The organism is Treponema medium (assembly GCF_017161265.1).
GTDB lineage: Bacteria > Spirochaetota > Spirochaetia > Treponematales > Treponemataceae > Treponema > Treponema medium.
The window spans coordinates 2,122,202-2,142,644 of record NZ_CP031393.1; the positions used below are offsets into that span (position 1 = coordinate 2,122,202).

Annotated in this window: 13 protein-coding genes and 1 tRNA gene; 8 read left to right on the forward strand and 6 right to left on the reverse strand. The window is 44.5% G+C overall.

Features of this window, described 5'->3' with window-relative positions:
* Positions 1–6 precede the first annotated feature (6 nt).
* From DWB79_RS09310 to DWB79_RS09340, 7 genes are all read left to right on the forward strand, one after another.
* Positions 7–2,403: a methyl-accepting chemotaxis protein gene (locus DWB79_RS09310; protein ID WP_016523789.1), complete on the forward strand. Its 2,397-nt coding sequence runs from the start codon at positions 7–9 to the stop codon at positions 2,401–2,403.
* A gap of 91 nt (positions 2,404–2,494) precedes the next feature.
* Entirely contained in the window at positions 2,495–2,800 is a 306-nt protein-coding gene (locus DWB79_RS09315; RefSeq protein WP_016523790.1) for an Asp-tRNA(Asn)/Glu-tRNA(Gln) amidotransferase subunit GatC, read from the forward strand.
* A 2-nt stretch (positions 2,801–2,802) separates the two neighbouring features.
* Complete coding sequence (gene gatA / locus DWB79_RS09320) at positions 2,803–4,263, forward strand: Asp-tRNA(Asn)/Glu-tRNA(Gln) amidotransferase subunit GatA (RefSeq protein WP_016523791.1); 1,461 nt, start codon at positions 2,803–2,805, stop codon at positions 4,261–4,263.
* Positions 4,260–5,735, forward strand: a complete 1,476-nt coding sequence (gene gatB, locus DWB79_RS09325) for an Asp-tRNA(Asn)/Glu-tRNA(Gln) amidotransferase subunit GatB (protein ID WP_016523792.1) — start codon at positions 4,260–4,262, stop codon at positions 5,733–5,735. The genes gatA and gatB overlap by 4 nt, the downstream gene beginning before the upstream one ends.
* 267 nt (positions 5,736–6,002) lie before the next feature.
* Complete coding sequence (locus DWB79_RS09330; RefSeq protein WP_040859639.1) at positions 6,003–7,907, forward strand: adenylate/guanylate cyclase domain-containing protein; 1,905 nt, start codon at positions 6,003–6,005, stop codon at positions 7,905–7,907.
* Positions 7,873–10,644: a FecR domain-containing protein gene (locus tag DWB79_RS09335; protein WP_016523794.1), complete on the forward strand. Its 2,772-nt coding sequence runs from the start codon at positions 7,873–7,875 to the stop codon at positions 10,642–10,644. The genes DWB79_RS09330 and DWB79_RS09335 overlap by 35 nt, the downstream gene beginning before the upstream one ends.
* A complete protein-coding gene (locus DWB79_RS09340) occupies positions 10,634–11,857 on the forward strand; it encodes a fibronectin type III domain-containing protein (protein ID WP_016523795.1) in 1,224 nt (407 codons plus the stop codon). The genes DWB79_RS09335 and DWB79_RS09340 overlap by 11 nt, the downstream gene beginning before the upstream one ends.
* 47 nt (positions 11,858–11,904) lie before the next feature.
* Here DWB79_RS09340 and DWB79_RS09345 read toward each other — a convergent pair whose 3' ends face one another.
* Positions 11,905–12,831, reverse strand: coding sequence for a ribonuclease Z (locus DWB79_RS09345; RefSeq protein ID WP_040859641.1), 927 nt, complete (start codon positions 12,829–12,831; stop codon positions 11,905–11,907).
* 81 nt (positions 12,832–12,912) lie between these two features.
* Between DWB79_RS09345 and DWB79_RS09350 the strand changes: the two genes are divergently transcribed.
* Positions 12,913–12,986 (forward strand) — tRNA-Val (locus DWB79_RS09350).
* Positions 12,987–13,157: 171 nt separating this feature from the next.
* On the opposite strand, the gene DWB79_RS09355 is transcribed toward DWB79_RS09350, so the two are convergent.
* The 5 genes from DWB79_RS09355 to DWB79_RS09375 all read right to left on the reverse strand — a co-directional run bounded on the left by DWB79_RS09355 (position 13,158) and on the right by DWB79_RS09375 (position 20,249).
* Entirely contained in the window at positions 13,158–15,335 is a 2,178-nt protein-coding gene (locus DWB79_RS09355) for a hypothetical protein (protein WP_016523797.1), read from the reverse strand.
* Positions 15,336–15,665: 330 nt separating this feature from the next.
* Positions 15,666–16,778 (reverse strand): 4-hydroxybutyrate dehydrogenase, encoded by a 1,113-nt coding sequence (locus DWB79_RS09360; RefSeq protein ID WP_016523798.1) that lies wholly within the window; start codon positions 16,776–16,778, stop codon positions 15,666–15,668.
* Positions 16,775–17,113 carry a ferrous iron transport protein A gene (locus tag DWB79_RS09365; RefSeq protein ID WP_016523799.1) on the reverse strand — a complete coding sequence of 113 codons (339 nt, stop codon included), beginning with the start codon at positions 17,111–17,113 and terminating at the stop codon, positions 16,775–16,777. Before DWB79_RS09365 ends, DWB79_RS09360 begins: the two co-directional genes overlap by 4 nt.
* Positions 17,114–17,148: 35 nt before the next feature.
* Complete coding sequence (locus DWB79_RS09370; RefSeq protein WP_016523800.1) at positions 17,149–18,624, reverse strand: hypothetical protein; 1,476 nt, start codon at positions 18,622–18,624, stop codon at positions 17,149–17,151.
* A 173-nt stretch (positions 18,625–18,797) separates the two neighbouring features.
* Positions 18,798–20,249 (reverse strand): 4-hydroxyphenylacetate 3-hydroxylase family protein, encoded by a 1,452-nt coding sequence (locus tag DWB79_RS09375; protein ID WP_016523801.1) that lies wholly within the window; start codon positions 20,247–20,249, stop codon positions 18,798–18,800.
* Positions 20,250–20,443 lie beyond the last annotated feature (194 nt).

Sequence of the window (20,443 nt, forward strand, 5' to 3'; positions counted from 1 at the left end):
TACAGCATGAAAGAATTAATTTCTCGTTCCGGTGCAAAATATACCGAAGTGATTTGTCCCGCTTCTGCTATGGTATACCGCCTCGGTTCACTGTTTAAAAAAGCTTTCTATAATAAAAAGTATTTTTTGTCGGTCGTATTGACGACCTTTATTTTTTTGGGCTTTGGCACCGCTGTCTATGCAGAAAGTGTCCCTACGGTACAACGTGGTGTTATCGATTTACGCAACTGGAACTTTGACACTCAGGGTAAAGTGATGCTTAACGGTACTTATGGCTTTTTCTGGAACGAATTTCTGGAAGATTGGAAAGAACCCTCTGTCTATATGTCGGTGCCGTCTTCTTGGGCAGCTGAAAAAGCGGGACAAGGTAAGGCCTATCCTTCAAACGGATATGCGACATATACCATAAGACTACTGTTGCCCAAAGGAGCACCTTCTCTTTCGGTGTATCTGAAAAACCGATTCCCTTCGCTGACAGTTTTTGCAAACGGCGTAAAACTTGACGCATATAATCCTTCCGGAAGAAAACTTACAGATGCGCAATCTTCTTGTTTTGTATTACCCTCGGGCGAAACGCAGATCGATCTTTTGATTCAAATAAAGAGTATTGATCACAAAAAACAGGGTATATACAATCCTGTTATCCTTAATAAAACATCCGTCCTCGAATCGTCCATATATCAACGTAAGCTTATCGAAGCAATGATTTTCAGCTTTGCGTTAGCGCTCGGTCTTTACCATTTGATATTGTTTATTTTCAGATCAAAAGAAATCAGTATTTTGTATTTTACCATGCTCGTATTTATCGTTATGATACGAATACTCTCGACAGGGACGATGATTGGATGCGATTTATTCGGCTTGTCTTGGATGGCAACGCTCCGTATGGATTACTTTACTTTTGCAACTGTTTCAGTTCCCGTCATCTTATACTTTTATGAACTATATAAGAAATATATTCATAAGGCGATTGTCATTGTCTGGGTTTCCGAAGGTCTTCTATATGGAATTCTAACGCTTGTTACAAAAGGTTCTTTTTTTACATCCTTCCTTTTTGTACACCAAATTATTTGCCTTTTTGAAGTTTTTTATATTCTGTATCTTATCGTGCGGCTTATTTATAAAAAAGAACAAGAGGCATCGTTTATTGCAATTGGATTTGCCGCGTTGATAATTACCTCCGTGATCGATCTCCTTGAAGGGATGGATATTATTCAGATATCGGCAACGCTCCCCTTCGGGCTCCTCTTTTTCCTACTGATTCAGGCAGTGTCGTTTGCCAGAATATTTTATTTTGAAAAGCGAGAGAGTGAGTTGATGCGTGATAAAGTCATTGCTTCTTCCGATCAATTGGGTACATTTATCACCGAAATTAAAAAGGTTATCGAAGATTTGGCAAACGAAGATAGCGTGTTGACTTCGAATATGCACAACGCTCAGTCTTATGTTGATAAAATTTCAAGCTATATTAAGTTAGTACTCGAAGAGGTATCCTCACAGAAAACAAGTTTGATTGATAGGGAAACCAATACTAACTATTTAAATACGTTCCTTGAAGGTTTAGATACGAAGATTACGCATCAAAGTGAAAAATCGAAGGATGCGATGGATAAGCTTACGGACTTAATCCAAAACACAAAACTGTTAACGGAAAAATTCAAGGTTATTCAAGATAACTTCATAAATATCTTCCAAGCAAATGAAGTCGGAAAAACGAACTTTTCAAAGATGACAAAGACGATATCCGACATTACTACCCGTTCCGCCGTTTTGCTTGAGACCAATCAGTTGATAACACAGGTCGCGGAGCAGACGGATATGCTTGCAATGAACGCTGCTATCGAAGCGGCTCATGCGGGTGATGCAGGTAAAGGGTTCGCTGTCGTTGCTGAAGAAATCCGAAATTTGGCTGAGAGGGCGTCTGCCGAATCGGATTCAACAGGGAAAATTATTAAGCAGATTACTGCCTCCATTGATGAAACTGCTTCTGCGACAGATGTTTTAGCTCAGAGTTTCACTGATATTAGTGATAAGGTGACGGACTTTGAACACATGCTCGTGGAAATCGCAACCTTTATCGGACATACGGATGCCCATACAACCCGGATGGAAGAAACGCTGAAAGAAGTATTGGAAGAAATGACGGCTTTGAAGAACGAAAATAGCCGAATAATTGAAACACGAGAAAATACGGTTTCCAGCTTTGGACGTTTAACAAAAGCAACGGAAAAAGTTAATGCAGAAATTGATTCAATGCTTGACAATATTACCAACTTAATACGTATTTTTTCAAAAACTGCAGAATCGCAAGAGCAAACACGGGAAATTATCGGTCGCTTAAATCGTTTATCTTCTCAGAATCAGGAAGTGGTGGCGGATAACAATGAAATTCCCGAAATCTAATCATATTTTCGATGTTTCTTAAAAATAATGGGAATCTCTAAAACTCTGTTTTGGGAGATTCCCTTAGATATTTATGGGTTAAGGAAAAACGATGGCTCAAAACAGTAAAATTACTCCTGAAGTATTTGACAATTTACTCTATCTTTCGCGTCTTTCTTCTAACGACAGCGACATGGAGTCTATTGCCGGACAGGTTGGTCAAATTGTTGAATATTTCGATATTCTCAAAAAGTATGATGTGCCTACCGAGGCAGACGACACTGCAATGATTTCGGAAGGGTTACTCCGCCGCGATACTATTGTAGCAGGCATAACACAGTCGGATTTGAGGAAGATGTCGAGTGAATATATGGACGGCTATTTCCGTGTACCTAAAGTCCTCGGGAGCGGGGTGTGATTATGAAAGATCTTTGTACAGCAAGTTTAGCCGAATTAAAAACGTACTTGGAAGAAGGGGCGGTCTCTTCCGTTGACATCGTTCGTGCATTAAAGGCAGCATATCAGGCGGATGAAAAGCAAACGACGCCGTTGCATGGATTTATTGAGTTTTTTGACGATGCAGAAGCGCAAGCGGAAAAAGCTGATGCACTGCGGAAAGAAGGCAAAGGGACTGATAAGCCGCTATTAGGCTTGCCCTTTGCAGTAAAAGATAATATTTCAATACGCGGGAAACTCTGTACCTGCTGCAGTAAAATATTGGACGGCTACAGAGCCCCGTACAATGCGACGGTTATTACCCGTTTAACGGAGGCTGGCGCAATACCGATTGGTAGAGCAAATATGGATGAGTTTGCGATGGGCTCTTCCACCGAATATTCGGTATACGGGCCGTCGCATAATCCTGTAGATCGCGCGCTGACACCCGGTGGCAGTTCGGGCGGTTCCGCAGCGGTGGTTGCAGGCTTTCAAGTTCCGTTTGCGCTCGGTACGGAAACGGGTGGTTCCGTGCGGCTTCCCGCTTCGTATTGCGGAATATACGGATTAAAACCGACTTATGGCGCTATCAGCCGCTACGGTGTGGTTGCATTCGGTTCTTCACTCGACCAAGTAGGACTTTTCGCCCGCTGTGTGGATGATGTCGGTTTGGGGCTTTCCGTTGCAGCAGGCGCCGACCCGCATGATGAAACGAGTGTTCAATATGATTTTTCTTCCTGCGCACATTTGGAACCATACACTGACAGCGATTTAAAGAAACTTCGCATTGCATTACCGGTTGAATTTACGCAAGCAAAAGGTTTGGATACGGATGTTGCGGCGCTGTTTGAAAAGTTCCGCAGTTGGTTTGCCTCAAAGGGTATTCAAGTCGATCCCGTTTCCATACCGGTGTTGGAATCTGCCATTGCGATGTACTATGTTATTGCGCTTTCCGAGGCATCGAGCAATCTAGCCCGCTTTGACGGAATCCGCTACGGCTTACGCGAGGATCCGGGAAAGGGATACGACGAATTATACTGTGCAACCCGTTCTGCCGGTTTCGGCCGCGAGGTAAAACGGCGCATTATCACCGGAAACTATGTATTATCGCATCATCTGTCGGGAGATTGCTATGAAAGTGCGCTTCGTGTCCGCGCCCGTATGGAAAAAGAGGTCGGGGCGGTCTTACAGCAGTATGACTTTATTTTCTGTCCGACTGCGCCGACACCGGCATTTAAGCTCGGGGAGCGTGTAAACGATCCGCTTGCGATGTACCTTTCGGATTTATTTACAACATTTGTTAATTTATCCCATATTCCGGCGCTGTCGATACCCGCGGGCAAAGCACAGGACGGCCGCCCGATCGGTATGCAAATTGCGGGCGCGAAGCTTTCTGAAGAAAAAATCTTACGATTGGCAAAAACGTTGGAGGCGGCACGGGTATGAGTTCGGAATTATCCTACGAAGTAATTATCGGCTGTGAAATTCACTGCCAACTGTTAACAAAGACAAAGGCCTTTTGCTCTTGCGAAAACCGTTACGGCGGAATGCCGAATACCCGTGTTTGTCCGGCTTGTTTGGGACTTCCCGGCGCCTTGCCCGTTATCGGCGATGAATATGTGAAACTCGGTATTAAAGCAGGGTTTGCGCTCGGCTGTACCGTTAACGAATTCAGTAAGTTTGACCGCAAACATTATTTTTATCCCGACTTGGTTAAAGGCTATCAAATTACCCAATTCGATAAACCGATTTGCGAAAACGGTCAGGTTGAAATCAATATGGCAGCTCCCAATGAACCGCCGCAGATGAGGACAATCAGAATTGAGCGCATTCACCTTGAAGAAGATGCCGGTAAAAGCCTTCACATCGAAGGAGCGCATAGCTATGTAGACTATAACCGCTGTGGAGTTCCGCTGATCGAAATCGTATCCAAGCCGGATATGAAAAGCCCCGAAGAAGCAGCGCAGTATATGCAGACAATTCGGGAAATTTTAAAGTTTATCGGCGTTACCGACGGTAATTTGGAAGAAGGTGCGATGCGCTGCGACGCGAACATCAACCTAAAAGTATTTGAAAACGGCAAAGAATACCGGACGCCGATTTCCGAAGTCAAGAATATGAACTCGTTTAGAACGGTACGCGACGCCTGTGCGTATGAGGTTCAGCGGCAGCTCGAAGAGTTTAAAACCGATCGGCAAGAGTATTCGGCTGATTTTAAACGTACGATGGGATGGGATGAGCCGAGCGGAAAGACCGTTATCCAGCGTACAAAAAATTCCGCGCTTGACTACCGTTTTATGCGCGAACCCGATATCCCTTCGCTGATGCTGAGTCGTGAATACATCGATTCGGTATGCAAAACCGTTGGAGAGCTTCCGGCTGCAAAACGGGAACGGTTTAAGAAAGAATACGGTCTTTCTCAATTCGATGTGGAAACACTGACAACCGAGCGGAGTTTAGCAGAGTGGTTTGAAGCTGCCGCCGCTCAAACAAAAGACCCCAAAAAAGTTGCTAACTGGGTACTTGCGGAAGTTCTTGCGGTATTAAATGAAAAGCATATCGGACTTGAGCAGCTTCCGTTTGGTCCCGGCCATATCGCCGAATTGGTAAATGAGCTTGATGCACAGACTATTACCAGCAAGCAGGCAAAGGATGTTTTTGTAGAGATGTTGGAAAGCGGTGAACATCCCCAGCAGATCATCAAAAACAGGGGATTGACACAAGTAAGTGATGCTGGCGCTATCGAAAAACTGGTGGATGAAGTATTTGCGGCAAATCCTCAAGCTATTGCCGATTGGAAAAAAGGTAAAACCAATGTCGCCGGTTGGTTGATGGGGCAAGTGATGAAAAAGTCGCAAGGCAAGGCAAACCCCAACCAGACGACGGAACTGGTACGAAAAAAACTGGCAGCATTATAAAATGAGACAAAAACACCCTCTAAGAATTGTTTTTTAGAGGGTGTATAGTACCATACCGGCGGCGTTACATATATTAAAGAACAATAACCATGGTTCTTTTTTTTAAACTTTTATATTTCTTGGGTATATCTATCCTTGTAGTAAATAGAAAGTTGTAGTAGAATTATTCAGTAATAGTCATAGAATATAATGTGTTAAATGTATAAAACGGCTCATTGTATGTATTTTCTTAGGAAAACTATGATCATTCCGAGTACGGAGAAAAAAATGTCAGGGCAAAATGAAAAAATGAAGCAGGAGAAAGTACGCTTTCCTATTGGAGCAAAGTTGGTTATAATGATTTCCATTTTGCTCATTATTGCACTTGGTACGATTACCCTGTTGGTAACATTATTTGGAAGTGAAGATGTTCAAATCACAGCCGAAGAAAACAATCGAACGGTCAATGCGCAGGCGGCAAGTTCCGTCGAAAATGAACTAGCTTCTATTAGAGCAAATGCTTTTCTGTTATTAGATCTCATCAATACAGCTGACAGTTCAAGCAGTTTTGCAAAGCAAGCCGCTTCTTTTTATTTTGAACGAAATCCTTCGGTTGCCGCCGTTCTGGTTACCGATTCGCGGCGTCCCGACGGTATCGATCGTACGTTGCTGAATACGACGTTCTTTTTATCCCATGAGCTTGATCCTTCTCTTGTAGAAACGTTTTTAAAGCAGGAACGGGAATCGGCAACTCAAGTGGAGCAGGGGATTATGAAAATCCTCAACGCTGCACCTCTTTTTAATCAACCGATGCTGGTCTTATTTTATCCATATAGAGAAAAAGGCCTTGCACAAGGGCTTGCAGTATTCTTTTCTGCAGAAAAGCTTTCCGACGGGTTCGGGCAAGGAACATTACAGACAACGTACCTCGTGAACGATACGGGGGATGTGCTTATTCATTCCGATTTTGATCTTATCCGCCGCGGTGCAAATGTGGCCTCTTTCCCGCTGTTTACTCAGATGCGTGAAAACGGAGATACCAACCGGCAAATGCTGTTTCAAGATGAGACCGGTAAAAAATATTTTGGTTCCTATACACGGCTTTCGCTTGGAGATGCGGCGGTTCTTACGACTGCAGAAGCTGCACAGGTGCTTGAACCTGTCAATGATACGGCAAAGCGGAACCTTTATTTAAGCATCGCGGTACTCGCGCTTTCGGCAATGTTCGTGTGGTTTTTATCAAAGACCATCAGTACACCGATTAAGCTTTTGACCGTTGCCGCTCATCAGATTGAAGCGGGTGAATATGAGCTTGACTTAAAGCCGAAGACACAAGATGAAGTTGGGCTTTTAACTTCAAGTTTCGTACAGATGGGAAAAGGTCTTGCAGAACGGGAGCGTTTAAAGGATTCGTTTGGCAGATTTATCAATAAAGAGATCGCAGAGCTTGCTGCTCAGGGACGGCTGGCACTCGGCGGTGAAACGAAGGAAACAACAATCTTCTTTTCTGATATTCGTTCTTTTACCGCTATTTCCGAAAAACTTGAACCGTTTGAAGTTGTCGGCTTTTTGAATGAATACATGACTCAGATGGTTGAATGTGTCAACGACACGCATGGCGTTGTTGATAAGTTTATCGGTGATGCGATTATGGCAGTGTGGGGTGCGCCGACGAGTTCCGGCTCTCCGCGTGAAGATGCGTTGAATTGTATCCGTGCTGCGCTCCGTATGCGAGCGGCTCTTATGCAATTTAATCGCGGACGGGGCGGTGATAAAAAGCCGATTATCCGCATCGGATGCGGTATTAATTCGGGGCATGTCGTTGCAGGACAAATCGGTTCTCAAAAGCGTATGGAATATACGGTTATCGGCGATGCGGTTAACCTTGCGTCTCGAACGGAAGCTTTGAATAAACCGATGGGTACCGATATCCTTATCACCGAATATACCTATAAGCTGGTACAGGATCAGGTTCTGGTAGAAGAAATGCCGTCAGTTACCGTCAAAGGAAAAGAAAAGCCGCTCCGCATGTTTGCGGTTATTAATATGCCCAACGAAAAAGGTATTCCGGGTGCAGGTGAAAAAGGCCCAACGAGTCTTAATCAGATTAGAAAGGTTTTGGGAATCCCTATTCCTGATTTTGCAAAGGTAAATCTCAATGAAGACGAAAAAAAATACAAAATCCAATCCTAGTTTTACAAATGTCGGCGCGGATATTTCCGTTGTTGTCTTGTCGCTGTTGGTAATTTTTGTATCTTCTTTTTTATTTGTGAAAAACTTAAATAGAACGTTTTCACGTAACGACAAGACACCGGTTGCAACCATAACTTTTAAGTATAAATCGGTGCAGCGTAAGTTTCTTGACCGTGCCGTTTGGGATCGTCCTCAGCAGAATTCTCCTGTGTATAATGGTGATACCATACGTACGTCCCCTGAGGCGGAAGCGACATTATATTTTGTCGACCGCAATGTTGTTGAACTCGGTTCGAGTACGATGATTCAAGTATTTGTCAATAATGAAGAATCCCGAATCGATCTGGCAAGCGGACTTGTGTCGGTTGAAACCTCAGACTCTTCCAATATGCTGATTAGTTCTGAAAATACCACCGCAAAGATTTCAAAAGGTTCTTCGTTCCGTGCGGATAAAAGCGGTGAGGGAAATCTACAGCTCGTTGTAGAAAAAGGTGAAGCAGCCGTTACCGGACAGGAGGGAGGAGCGCAATCGGCGCTACTGACACAGGGTGCGGTTATACAGACGGGAATACAAGCGCCTCTGGTAGTAGTTACTCCCGGCAAAAATGTGCGATTACTCAATCAAAGTGGAAACGGTGTCGATGTTCCCTTTCAATGGCAAAGTTCTTTGCCTGCCGGCGAAGAATTAATACTTGAAACTTCACCGCTGAGTAATTTTTCCGATGAAGTGCAAAAGTATACACTTGCCGATTTGACGGAATATACACTTGCAAAGCAAAACCGATCATTTTACTGGAGATTGTATGCTGCAACAGGCGATGAGTCCGCTGTTAATGCTCAATCCGGTAAGGTGAATATTATTGCCGCTCCAGCTCCGTTGTTGTTAGAACCGGCAGTCGAAGCGCAGTATACATATACGTCGGCACCTCCTGCCATCCGTTTCTTATGGGAGGGAAATTCCCTTGTCGCTTCTTATTTATTGGAAGTTGCCGACAATCCTGAACTGAAAAATCCCCAATTAAGCCGGTTTGTCAATACACAGTCGCTTACGTTGTCTGATTTTGCTGAAGGAACGTGGTATTGGCGTGTTACTCCTCGGTATCTTATCGGTGTTGACAGTACTCCTGAATCATCGAAAGTAGGATTCTTCCATGTAGAACAGCAGTCCGCCGCGGCTGAAACTCCGCAGGTGTTGTTTCCGCAGGCAACGGCAGAAACCGCGCATGGAAAAGAGATGTCTTTTGCATGGAAAAATATCTCTGAAACAAAGTCTTATCGGCTTAAAGTCGCAAAAGACGCTGAAATGAAAACAATCGTCGTGGATAAAATTGTTGAAACGAATTCTTTTAAACTTGACGATGCTGCAGCGGTTTTGCCTAACGGTGATTATTATTGGACAGTATCGGGAATCGATTCAAAGGGAACTGAGATGGCGACTTCAGCGCCGATTAAATTTCAAACGATTAATACCGATTATGCATTGCGCGGTATTTTTCCGCCTAACGGATACATACTTGCCGATACGCTTTGTCCGGATACCCGATTTACTTGGAAAACAAATGTCGAAACGGAAAAACATTTTCAGGTTTCTTCTTCCAAAGATTTCTCGACACTTGCTGTTGATGTAAAAACATCGGGGAATGGTATTGAAGGTATCTCTCTACCGCATGGTCAGTGGTATTGGCGGGTTGTCGCTAATAGTGAAGTAGGCTTGGTAAAGGCTGAAACAAAGTATTTTACTATTGCGTCGCCGTTAGAAAGGCCGAATTTATTTGATATCGGAAGCACCGTTATTGTTTTCCCTGAAGGAAAAACAAAATTCGCATGGTCGCCGGTTAAGGGCGCTGATTATTATCAGGTGCGTATTACGAAAATTGGTGATGAAGATTCTCCGCTATATGAAAATTTATTTATCACCGAAACTCAAGTTGAAATTGCTTTACAACGTGTCGTAGAAGGAAACTATCGGATTAGCATTCAAGGCTTTGCTTCAGCTTCTGTAACGTCAACACGGCGGTATGGTTTAGCTGTCGATCATAACTTCACACTCAAGCATCTAAAGTCTGTAGAACTGTTGTATCCGGCTGATGGTACAAAAATAAGTGGGTTGGATGCCGCACTCAATCCGTTTACCTTTAAATGGGAGTCGGTTGTTCCTCCCGCCTCATCGAAACTTATATTGAGAAAATCCGGTACTGCTAACCCTGTTTTTGAAGTATCCAATCCTGCTACTGCAGTACAAGCACCGCCGCTTGAACAGGGCAGATATACTTGGGAAGTAAAAGCTGTTGTGCCGGAAGGATTTGATATTTCATCGCGTAAACGATTTACGTTTACTGTTTCACCGATACCGCCGCTTCCACCTGCTGCGTTCAGCTTTCCAACTGCAAATGCCGTGTTGGATGCTGCTTTCTTTAAGTCAAACCGAAGTATCGAGTTTAGATGGAACTCAGTGAATGATGCTACCCATTATCGTTTTAAGCTTTCTGATTCTTCCGGGCGCTCAATATTTACAGCCGATATCCGTTCAGATGGTAAAGGGCAGCAGGCTGTCAGCTTTAAAGATATCGCGAGATTATCCCGTGGAACTTTCTCTGCAGAAGTGAGAGCGCAGCGGCGGCTAAGTAATGGAAAAGTATTCCAAGATGGTACTGTCGCCCGTATACGTTTTCAAATAGATATTCCTAAGGGAAGAACGGTATCGACAGATGAAACGGGAGTTTTATATGGAAAATAAGTATGGTTTACTTGTTGGTATCCTCTTGCTTTGTTTTATTCCCTTGTCTGCTCAGCAGACTGCTGATTCTGCACAGGATGTAAAAACAGCAGCAAATGAAAAGAAAAATTATTTTCTCAAGGAAACTGATAAGGGTGTCATGCTTGTGCAGCGGCTTTCTTGGGAAGCGTTGGATGATATTCTGGGATTCGAATTTGAACTTGAACAGCAGGATAGAAAAACGAAAGTATGGCGCGTGATAGATAAACGTACCGTAAAAACGAATTATGCAGACGTTTCTTTGCCTCCGGGGGATTACCGTTTCCGTGTACGAGTTATCAATCTTTTAGGGCAAAAAGAAGACGCGAGTCCATATCGTAACTTTGCTATTCGAATTGCTTATCAGCCGGAAGTTACTACGATTTCTCCGCAAGTTATCAACTTCGATGAGTTGGAAGATCACACGCTTACCATAACCGGTAAAAATTTTCATGAAGAGACGTCTTTTATTCTTACAAATAATTTCAGTGGGTCGGTTTTGCGTGGAACTATTATGGAGATAAAAGATGACGGCACGCATGCAGTCGTTGCCTTTGAATTTATGAAGGCAAATCCGGGAACCTATACCTTTGCCGCGGTTGATCCGAGTGATTTGTTAGCAGAAAAAGATGATATTGTTTTCCGATTCCAAAAGCCGATCGATATATTTCTTTCCGGCAACTATGTTTTTAATGGCTTTATCGGAAATCAAGTATTGTCAAAAAAAGATTATTTTAATACGAATATCGCACCTTTGGCGGGCGGTATACGGCTGACTGTTGTTCCAATAAAGCGGTTGTACGGGAATTTCGGTTTTAATCTTACCGGTTCCGGCACCTATTTAAAGAATAAAACAGACGGTTATACACTAAGTGCGGGATTGTTATTTGCTCAATTGAATGCCGCTTATTTCTACCCCATTATTAAACATCGGTTGGTATTCGATGCGCATGCCGGATTGGGTACTATGTTTCTCGTGAATACCCAGTTTATCTACAATGCGACAGAAAAGATAACAAGCGATAAGGCATGGTATTGGGGATTAACTTTTAATATCGGTACGGCTTTGTATGTGTATGTATATAAAAAGCTATACGTGGAAATCAATGTTGACCATGTTATTCCTATTCGGAGGGGAAACGGCTTCCCGAAATATATCATCCAGCCTCAGTTAGGTATAGGATGGGAGTTCTAAAAAACCGTTACACTCTGCAAAAGTCGGAAGTTTTTATAAGTTTTCTCTTAATCCTGATATTCGATTGGTTCTACCATTCGATCTTTTGATAGAACCGTATTGGGGAATATCTCTTGTGCGTCTTTAAGCAGCTGCTTTAAGTCATAGTCCGTATAACGGGGACTGTAGTGAATCAGCGCCATCTTTTTGACTGCGGCGTCCCGTGCAATTTGAGCAGCCTGTGTACAGGTCATGTGCTTTTTTTCGGCAGCATCCTGTTCCATACCTTTTGCAAACATAGATTCGCAGACTAAGAAGTCGGAGCCGGCAACCTCCGGCGCGATGCTCGGAAGATATTTTGTATCGGTTACAAAGCTGAATTTTCTGCCGCTCCGAGGCGGACCGAGTACTTGGCTGCTTTCTACAACAGTACCGTCTGCCGCTTCTACTGCCATTCCTGCCTGTAGCTTTGACCAGAGTGGTCCGCAGGGGACATTAAGTCTGCGCGCCGCTTCGGGATCGAATGCTCCCGGCCGTGGGAATTCCTCAAATACGTAGCCGAGACAAGGCTTGGTATGTTCAAGCCAGAACGCTCGCACTTGAAACTCATCGGTTTTATATACAATGCCGGGTTCGGAAACTTCTTGAATGATAATTTCGTAATTGATATACATATCGAGAACTTGCCGACTTGTTTCGACATATTCTTTAATTTTCGGGGGGCCGATAATGTAGAGCGGCTCATCACGGTCAACCTGCGCCGATAGCATCAAAATTCCCGGCAACCCCGTTACGTGATCCGCATGGGTATGGCTGATAAAGATGGTATTGATTTTTTTCCATCGGAGATTTAGGCGGCGCAGGGAAACTTGTGTGCCTTCTCCCGCATCAAAAAGAAATAAATCGCCTTCACGGCGAAGCAGCACTGAAGTAAGATGACGGTACGGTAAAGGCATCATGCCTCCGCAGCCCAAGATAAACGCTTCAAGATTCATAGATGGGAAACAGTATACCTGTTTTGGGGCTTGACGTAAATAGTAAAATAAGATAAACTCTTTTTGTTGTTTATCACAAGCGGGCAATTAGCTCAGTTGGTTAGAGTACAAGCATGACACGCTTGGGGTCGCTGGTTCGATTCCAGCATTGCCCATATCCCACCGCATAATGTCTAATCGAACAATTGGTATGCAGTATTGATATTCCTGATGCATTCCGAACAAAGATACGGCTTATTATTTTATGTCCTGTTCCGCAAGCGAATGTGCATAAGCTCGTACACAGGTTTATCCCCCGACGCAGAGCATCGGGAGATACTGATTTTTTATTTATTCCTTAGATTTTTCAAATAAGTCGGTATTTCAGAAAAACGGAAATGCAAACCGAATTTTAAGTAGCAGAAAGCGGCAGTTCCGACGATCAGAATACCGAGTATGATAAACACAGCTTTCCGTCCGTTTTTCTTATCGGCAAAGGGGTCGATGGGAACGACAATACTGCCGAATGGAATGGTTGAAAGCTTGGTAAGCTGAGTTCCGAACGGAATGTTGATTCTCGTACGGATATTGACCGCCCAGCCGTTTGCTTCAAGAATCGGAGCAATACTGCGTTTACGCAGCTTCATCGAGGCTAAAATCATCGACGGGCCGGAAATACAAAGTAAAATTCCGATAAGGCCGAGCGGAACCCAAAAACCTAATCCGAATAGTGCTTGCAAAATACTGCCGATTAAGGCTGAAATACCGCCTAATGCAGTACCTATCAAGGCAATGGTTCCTAAGTCGAGTTTTTTGGTGGCTATGGGTGCAGCAACTGCCGGAGCTGTAGCTGTTGCTTGCTTATCAGCGGTTGTGACGGTTGATGCCGTCTTAGAAAGCAAATCGGCCGATTTCGCTTCGCCTGCCGCAGCCCGTGCCGCAATTTGGGTTTCAATCATGGCAGCGAGTTGCTTATACGGCATAAAAAACGCCTGCCGAACACTGATCGGATTGGCAATGACTTTTGTAACAACTGCGTTCCAATCCTTGCCGACGCGGTCGTAAAAAATGCCGTTCCGACCAATCACGATATTGTCGCTATCGCCATTTGTAAACAAAGCAACGATTTTTTTAGTTGTTTCTCCTTTGCGGCTTATATCGCAGTATACCAAATAGGCGCCGGAAAGCGTATCCAAGGTCGCATGGCGGGCATCGCCGTTGAGTTCAAAGCATAAATCTGCTGCACGTGTATCAAAATACAATACCCCCGCTTGAAAAACAGAACCTTTGCCCTCATAAAAATCGCTGAAGCTGATATAGTTTCTCAATAATGTAACAAAATCGCGGCGCAGGAGTACGAGCTTTTCCAAATTAGATACATTTCCGCGTTCTTTTTCTATTGTTAATGCATATCGAATTAACGAGGATACTTCTCCTTGTTTTTCGCCGTTGATAAGCGCTTGTAAGAACGGAACACTGAGCAAAGCTGCCGGTGTAGTAGGTTTCCCGCTCAAACGTTCTTGATACGGTGTCAGTTTCTGCACTATGAGGGCAAACTCATCCTGTGTAATGCATTCCTTGTGCCCGAGCAGCGGTGCAACGGTATCTTCTGCAAAGGTTTGCAGCTTTGCTTTCCATGCAGGATTGATTCCTTTTGTCAGGGGCAATGGCTTATCAGCGGCTGCTGCGGCGAGCGGTAATGCATACAGCGCTTCATTATTGTAATGAATACTTTCGGTTGCAAGTTGTTGGAATACCTGTTCATCTGCTGATAAGGCGGCTGCCTTGTCTGGTGCATACTCGGTTAATGTGCAGCGTAAAAAATAATCCTCTGCTTTTTCTTTTATAGCGGAAAGCGCTACTACGGCTTTTTGAGTGTGTTCCTGATCAAGCGGTAAGATTCCTTCTTCTGCCAAAGATGTTTGCCATGCTAAAAACGCTTGTGCATCGGTCATCAAATCTTGCAGAATGCATTGTTGAATTCCGTCTGCAAGTGTACCGTTTTCGATACAGGAGGCAACGGCTCTATTGATGATCTGTTTTAGTTTATCATCATCGGAACCGTCGGCTGGTATCGGTGCATTACAATCCGGTGTATGTGCATCAAAGAATTTTTTTTGCGTTTCTATATCTACTATCGAAATTTCCTGCGTATCATTCTTTTGGATATGATCCAGTAACCAACGGGCGCTGGCACGAAGGGTCTCATCATTAATCGATGCAAGCGGCACTGAATCTCCTTCTTCCAGTAATAAAGAAAGATCGGAAAGCTGTGTACCGAGCCAATCCACAGTAGCGAGAATTTCAGGTGGGCGGATGAAGCCATCGCCATCATAGTCAAGCAGTGAAATTGTCTTAGGATCAAAAAATATCCCCTGAGTCGGCATTGCCAACACCGTCCATAATTTCTGGTCAAGTTCACCCAAATGAGTAATATCATCTGCATTTTTCAAAATGACCTGCGTAACACCGCCGAAGCGTGAAAAATTCCAACGGTGTTGGTCAGTATTTTTTTGTAGTATCATAGTACCTCGTGAAGATATTTTCGATTATTCCGCTTGAAATGTCAATGATAGGTGCTCCATGGTTAGATTCTTATTGGAAGCTTCTAAAAAACTAATGGAGTTTTTAGAGATGTCTTTTTTTTTAAGTGATAAAATATTGAGTTGAGATTGCAATGAAAACGCGCCTTCATTAGTCAATGAACAGGGAGGTAATGTCGGCTAATGAAGGCAAAAGTACTCGAAGGAGAACTTCTAAAAACCGCAAGCCTATCGGCTTGTTCTGAAAGGAAATGATTTATCGTATCCGCTAGCGCGGATTGCGAATCAGTGTTTTTAGAGGTTCCCCGTACTTTAAAATAATTCGGTATAGATTTTAATCAGCCGGTCTCTGTCAAGGAACACAAAGTTATTTGCCATAAGGCGCTGCTGATTTGCAATGACGCTGTCGGCAAATTCGGCAATCTGCTCTTTTTTCATGCCATATTCGTGCAGCGGTTTCTTTTTGAGCAGACAGTTGAGCAGCTTTTCCAATGCATCATAGACATGTGCCGTGTCGCAGCCGAGGATATCGGCCATAAACCGGTTAAGCTTTTCAATCTCGCCGTCTTTTTTAATTTCAAGGTAATTTTTCAAGACGCCGGTAAACATCGCATAGTTTGATTCACCGTGAGCGACATGGAAGGTCGCGCCGACCGGATAGCTCATCGCGTGAACTGCTGCGCATCCTGCAATGCTGAATGCAATACCTGCATAGTTAGATGCAAGCAAGAAATCGCTTAACAGCGGAAGCCGTGCATCATGACCGTTTTTCTCAATTTCTTTGTAGCCCTTTAAAATCATCTCGATAGCTTTGTATCCGAACAGCTTTGTGCTTTCCGTTGCCTTGGGCGAAAGCGATGATTCAACGGCATGTACCAATGCATCGATGGAGCTTGTTGCAAAAAATTTGAACGGCAAGTCTTTCAGCAGTTCGGGAATCAACACCGCGTAGTCGCCGTACATTTCATCGTGTGCGAGGCCTTTTTTCGTACCGCGTGCATTCAGCGAGAGTACGGCGATATTGGTTACCTCCGATCCGGTGCCGCAGGTAGTCGGTACGATAATCAGCTCTTTGTCCTTTACGATTTCTTGTTTTCCGTCGTATAAGTCTAACACCGGCGAGGTGTGCTTTAAGGAGAAAAACTTTGAAATGTCGATGACGGTACCGCCGCCGATTGCGATAATACGCTTATAGCTGCCGTGTACATCTTTGTACATTGCTTCGACCATATCGTCGGAAGGTTCTCCCGCACCGTATTTTTCTTGAAAAAGCGTCGCGCAGGGTAGGTTCAATGCGCCGAAAAACGGTTTATAGATATACTCGTTTGTGATAACAAGATCGTCTTTTCCGAGCTTGAACGCTTCCGCAAATTCTTTCGCCGTTTCAAACTTGTAAATTTCGGGTTTTACCGCAAGTTGCTTCATTGCTTTTCATCTCCTTTTTGTTGTACGTTTTCATTAATTTCGTTTGCCCTATCCCAGAGGTCGCCTGCGCGACCGTAAGAGCAGCAACTGAACAAAACAGGGTCTCCATTTCGTTTGAACTGCTCTCCAACGCCGATACAAGCAGCCTCTTCAATGGATAGTTCTATTTCTCGTTTAACGGTTTTAATCCGGCATACGGTTTCGGTATGTTCGATCACTTCTACATCCGCGCCGGCTGCAATCCCCATGTTTTCCATCCGCCTTTTAAGATCGCGCGAGCCGTTTATTTTTTTGACGGTATAAACGGCGCAGGGCGCTTCTTGTAATGTCATCATATCATACCGAACCTTTCATACTGATTTGACCGGTGTTATGCGGCTGTTTGGTCGCCGGACTTTTTAGTAAAAAGTTCGGTACCTTCGATAACAGCCCACAGGATAATGCCGATAAGCAGTGCCCATCCGGGAGTGTAGAAGCAGAGCGCCGAAGCGATAACGCAGGCGATACCTCTTTCGTTACGGTTGGTACACATTGTCATACCGACGTTACCGCAGGCAAAAGCCTGAACACCCATCGTAATGCCGAAGAATATGGCGAAAGCCGGACGGATAAGCGTAACGAGCGGAAGAATTAAAACGGCAATAACGGTTGCAGCACGGAACGTACAGACGCCGTCCCAGTAGCTGTGTAAGGTTTTGTATCCTCTCTTGTATCGTTCCGTAATGGTCAGTAAGCCTGATGCCCACAGTGGACCGCACATGGGAACCCACGGTGCAAAGAGCGACATGATGCCGTTACGGAGGAATGACACGAGATTTGATCGTCCGGCATCGAAGATAACGGTTTCATCATCGCGAGTAGCAGTTGCTTCGGTAACAATTTCTTTTGCAAGAACAAAGTCGGAGAATGCAATAATATAGACAGTAAGCGCCATCGGCAATGCCGCCAAGAAGAATTTTGTAGCCGGCATTCCTAAGCCAAAAATGGTGAAGTGTTCAAGCACAAAACCAAAAGAAAGTGGTGTAAAGCCCCATTGAATATTCGGCACGGCTATTTCTTTGATAAGGAACGGCGCCAACACGATGGCAAACACTTGTGCCGGAACAACGCCTTGGTTGCGGATCGTCTCTAATGTTTTGTTCTTTGCAGCGGCCTTTGCAAAGGTCGAGTTAAATAAGAAGAAATAGGACATTAATACGGCGATAACAACGGTAATCGGTGCTTTGGGCATACGGGATTGGAATACGTTGATACCTGCGGTAACGCCGGCGCCCAATACGATACCCGCCTTAATGGATCGCGGTACCGTATCGACCAGTTTACGTCCGATACCGGTTACACCCATGATTAAAAAGAAAAGCGCTACAACCATTTGCAAGGCGATCATTGCATAGACGCGATCGACATTTCCTGTTGCGTAGTTAGGCAGTTCCCATTGTGCCAAATACTTTAAGGTAAGCGGGAGTGCGGGGGTAATCCAGCCGGGGACGACGGGGTCGCCCAATAATGACGGCAGATAATAACAGATAGCGTTCAGTACGCCGAATGTTAGCGACATTAAAAAGACGCTGTTTTCCGTCATTCCCAGTGCCGCGATGTTTTCCGGATTGTCGAACCCGAAAGTTGTCATTGTGGTAGCGGTTCCTGCACCGAGACAGGCGACGCCGAGAAAGAATGCCGCGAGCATTTCCGTCCACGACCATTCGTGATGGATCAGCGGAATACGTAAATTGAATGGGCCGAGCGGAATGTACGGCTGTACGCCGCCGAATTCTCTCTTCTTTAAAGGAAATTTTCCTTCATTGAAGTGCTCCGGCATCTTTGCAGTTGCGAGTTGGTCACTCATATATTTCCTCCTTCAGTTATTTCGGTAGCTTCTAAAAGAATACCGAGTTTTTAGAGCAAAACTGTTGTATATGGATAACAGTTTGGTAAAGCATTTTTAAAAAAAGGCAGGGTTATTGGCCCTGCCTTATCTCGTACTATCCATTCCTTAAATTAAGAATTAAGGAAGAATAATTACTCCTTAATCTTCGCGATATCCTTTGCAAGCTTTTTCTTCATTGCAAGGTTACCTTGGCGAGAGATCATGATACGCTGTGCCTGTGGAGAACCGGCGCCGTGCATGGACTCCGTGCGGTAACCGACTGCAGCGCTGCCGAGGGTCAGGTTTTCGATCAAGCGGAGAATGCGTAAGCGGTTCTCGGTAGAAACGGAGGCAACACCCTGTAAGTATTTGACAACGTACGGTCCGAGTTTGGGATCGCGCAGATCGGATTCTGCCGGAGCGGTTACCATCAAGCCGCCTGCGATATCTTCTGCAAGACGTGCAATTTCATACGGGAAGCGCGTAACGTTCTGCTTACAGACGTTGGCAAGCAACAAGTCGATAAGGTAGTTACCGGACTTGGTCTTGGTGCCTTCAGCCGAACATGCGATACCGCAGCAGTACAGCGTTTCGTTCAGGTGGGTCATTTCAATCAGCTTATCTTTAACGTGAGAAGCTTTTTGAGCGCCGTTATAGTCTGCTGCAACTGCCGCCGCACCGATAAGAACATCGCCGACGCCGACCTTGCATCCGCCGTAAGACTGGCGGTGATATCCTGCAAAGCGTTCAACCAGCATACCGGCAAATTCAAATTCGCCGTTCAGGAAGATGTGGTCGTTCGGAATAAATACGTTATCGAAGATAACCAAAGCTTCGGTTCCGCCGTAGGTGGAGTTACCGACATCGATTTCGGAACCTTCCAGCTTTCTGGTGTCGCAGCTCTGGCGTCCGACAATCATGAAGATACCTTTCGCATCGGTCGGGCAGGCAAAGGCTACTGCATAGTCTTTATCATCTTCGCCCATTGCGATAGTCGGCATAACGATAACTTCGTGCGAGTTGATAAAACCGGTTTGGTGCGCTTTTGCACCACGAACGACGATACCGTCGGCTCTCCGTTCCACGACATGGAGGTATAAGTCGGGATCGGTCTGAGCGTGGGGCGCCAAAGAGCGATCTCCTTTCGGGTCGGTCATTGCACCGTCTACGGTCAGGTCTTCATCCTGAACATGCTGAATAAACTTTTTGAAGTTTTCATGATAATGCGTTCCGTATTTTTCATCGAGCTCATACGTTGTGCTGAAAACGGCATTAAACGCATCCATACCGACGCAGCGCTGGAAGCAAGCCGCGGTTTTTTGTCCGCAAAGCCGCTGCATCTTTACCTTTTTAATCAGATCCTCAGTACTCTGATGAATGTGTGTAAATCGGTTGATCTTCTTTCCGGTCAAGGAAGATTTAACGGTCATTAAATCTTCATATTCCGGCATCTGAGCCAGATCATAAGTAGCCTTCACCGAGTTCAGGGACGGTCGAAGAATCGGATTGTCAACAACATTGTCAACTTTTTTTCCGAACATGTAAACCTGCAAATTCAGTTTACGCATACTCTCAACATACTGTTCGCCTGTCATAAGTGCCATGTGCATACTCCTTACTTTGTTTATTTGTCTATCAGGATAGACGCCTTACTAATAGTAAAGCAATTTCTATGCCAATATATGCAAAACAAACGTATCAGGCATTTTTTTAATCCCCGCAGAATAATTATGGGCTGTTCAACCTGTCCTTTTAAAAATATGCGAGTATCTACTTCGTTATTTCATAAAAATTAATC

Excerpts from the sequence above, each read along its gene's own strand:
- DWB79_RS09365 (WP_016523799.1), bottom strand. The coding sequence starts at position 17,113 with ATGATGACATTACAAGAAGCGCCCTGCGCCGTTTATACCGTCAAAAAA.
- DWB79_RS09315 (WP_016523790.1), top strand. The coding sequence starts at position 2,495 with ATGGCTCAAAACAGTAAAATTACTCCTGAAGTATTTGACAATTTACTC.
- DWB79_RS09375 (WP_016523801.1), bottom strand. The coding sequence starts at position 20,249 with ATGGCACTTATGACAGGCGAACAGTATGTTGAGAGTATGCGTAAACTG.
- gatA (WP_016523791.1), top strand. The coding sequence starts at position 2,803 with ATGAAAGATCTTTGTACAGCAAGTTTAGCCGAATTAAAAACGTACTTG.
- DWB79_RS09360 (WP_016523798.1), bottom strand. The coding sequence starts at position 16,778 with ATGAAGCAACTTGCGGTAAAACCCGAAATTTACAAGTTTGAAACGGCG.
- DWB79_RS09370 (WP_016523800.1), bottom strand. The coding sequence starts at position 18,624 with ATGAGTGACCAACTCGCAACTGCAAAGATGCCGGAGCACTTCAATGAA.
- DWB79_RS09355 (WP_016523797.1), bottom strand. The coding sequence starts at position 15,335 with ATGATACTACAAAAAAATACTGACCAACACCGTTGGAATTTTTCACGC.
- DWB79_RS09335 (WP_016523794.1), top strand. The coding sequence starts at position 7,873 with ATGAAGACGAAAAAAAATACAAAATCCAATCCTAGTTTTACAAATGTC.
- DWB79_RS09310 (WP_016523789.1), top strand. The coding sequence starts at position 7 with ATGAAAGAATTAATTTCTCGTTCCGGTGCAAAATATACCGAAGTGATT.
- DWB79_RS09330 (WP_040859639.1), top strand. The coding sequence starts at position 6,003 with ATGTCAGGGCAAAATGAAAAAATGAAGCAGGAGAAAGTACGCTTTCCT.
- gatB (WP_016523792.1), top strand. The coding sequence starts at position 4,260 with ATGAGTTCGGAATTATCCTACGAAGTAATTATCGGCTGTGAAATTCAC.
- DWB79_RS09340 (WP_016523795.1), top strand. The coding sequence starts at position 10,634 with ATGGAAAATAAGTATGGTTTACTTGTTGGTATCCTCTTGCTTTGTTTT.
- DWB79_RS09345 (WP_040859641.1), bottom strand. The coding sequence starts at position 12,831 with ATGAATCTTGAAGCGTTTATCTTGGGCTGCGGAGGCATGATGCCTTTA.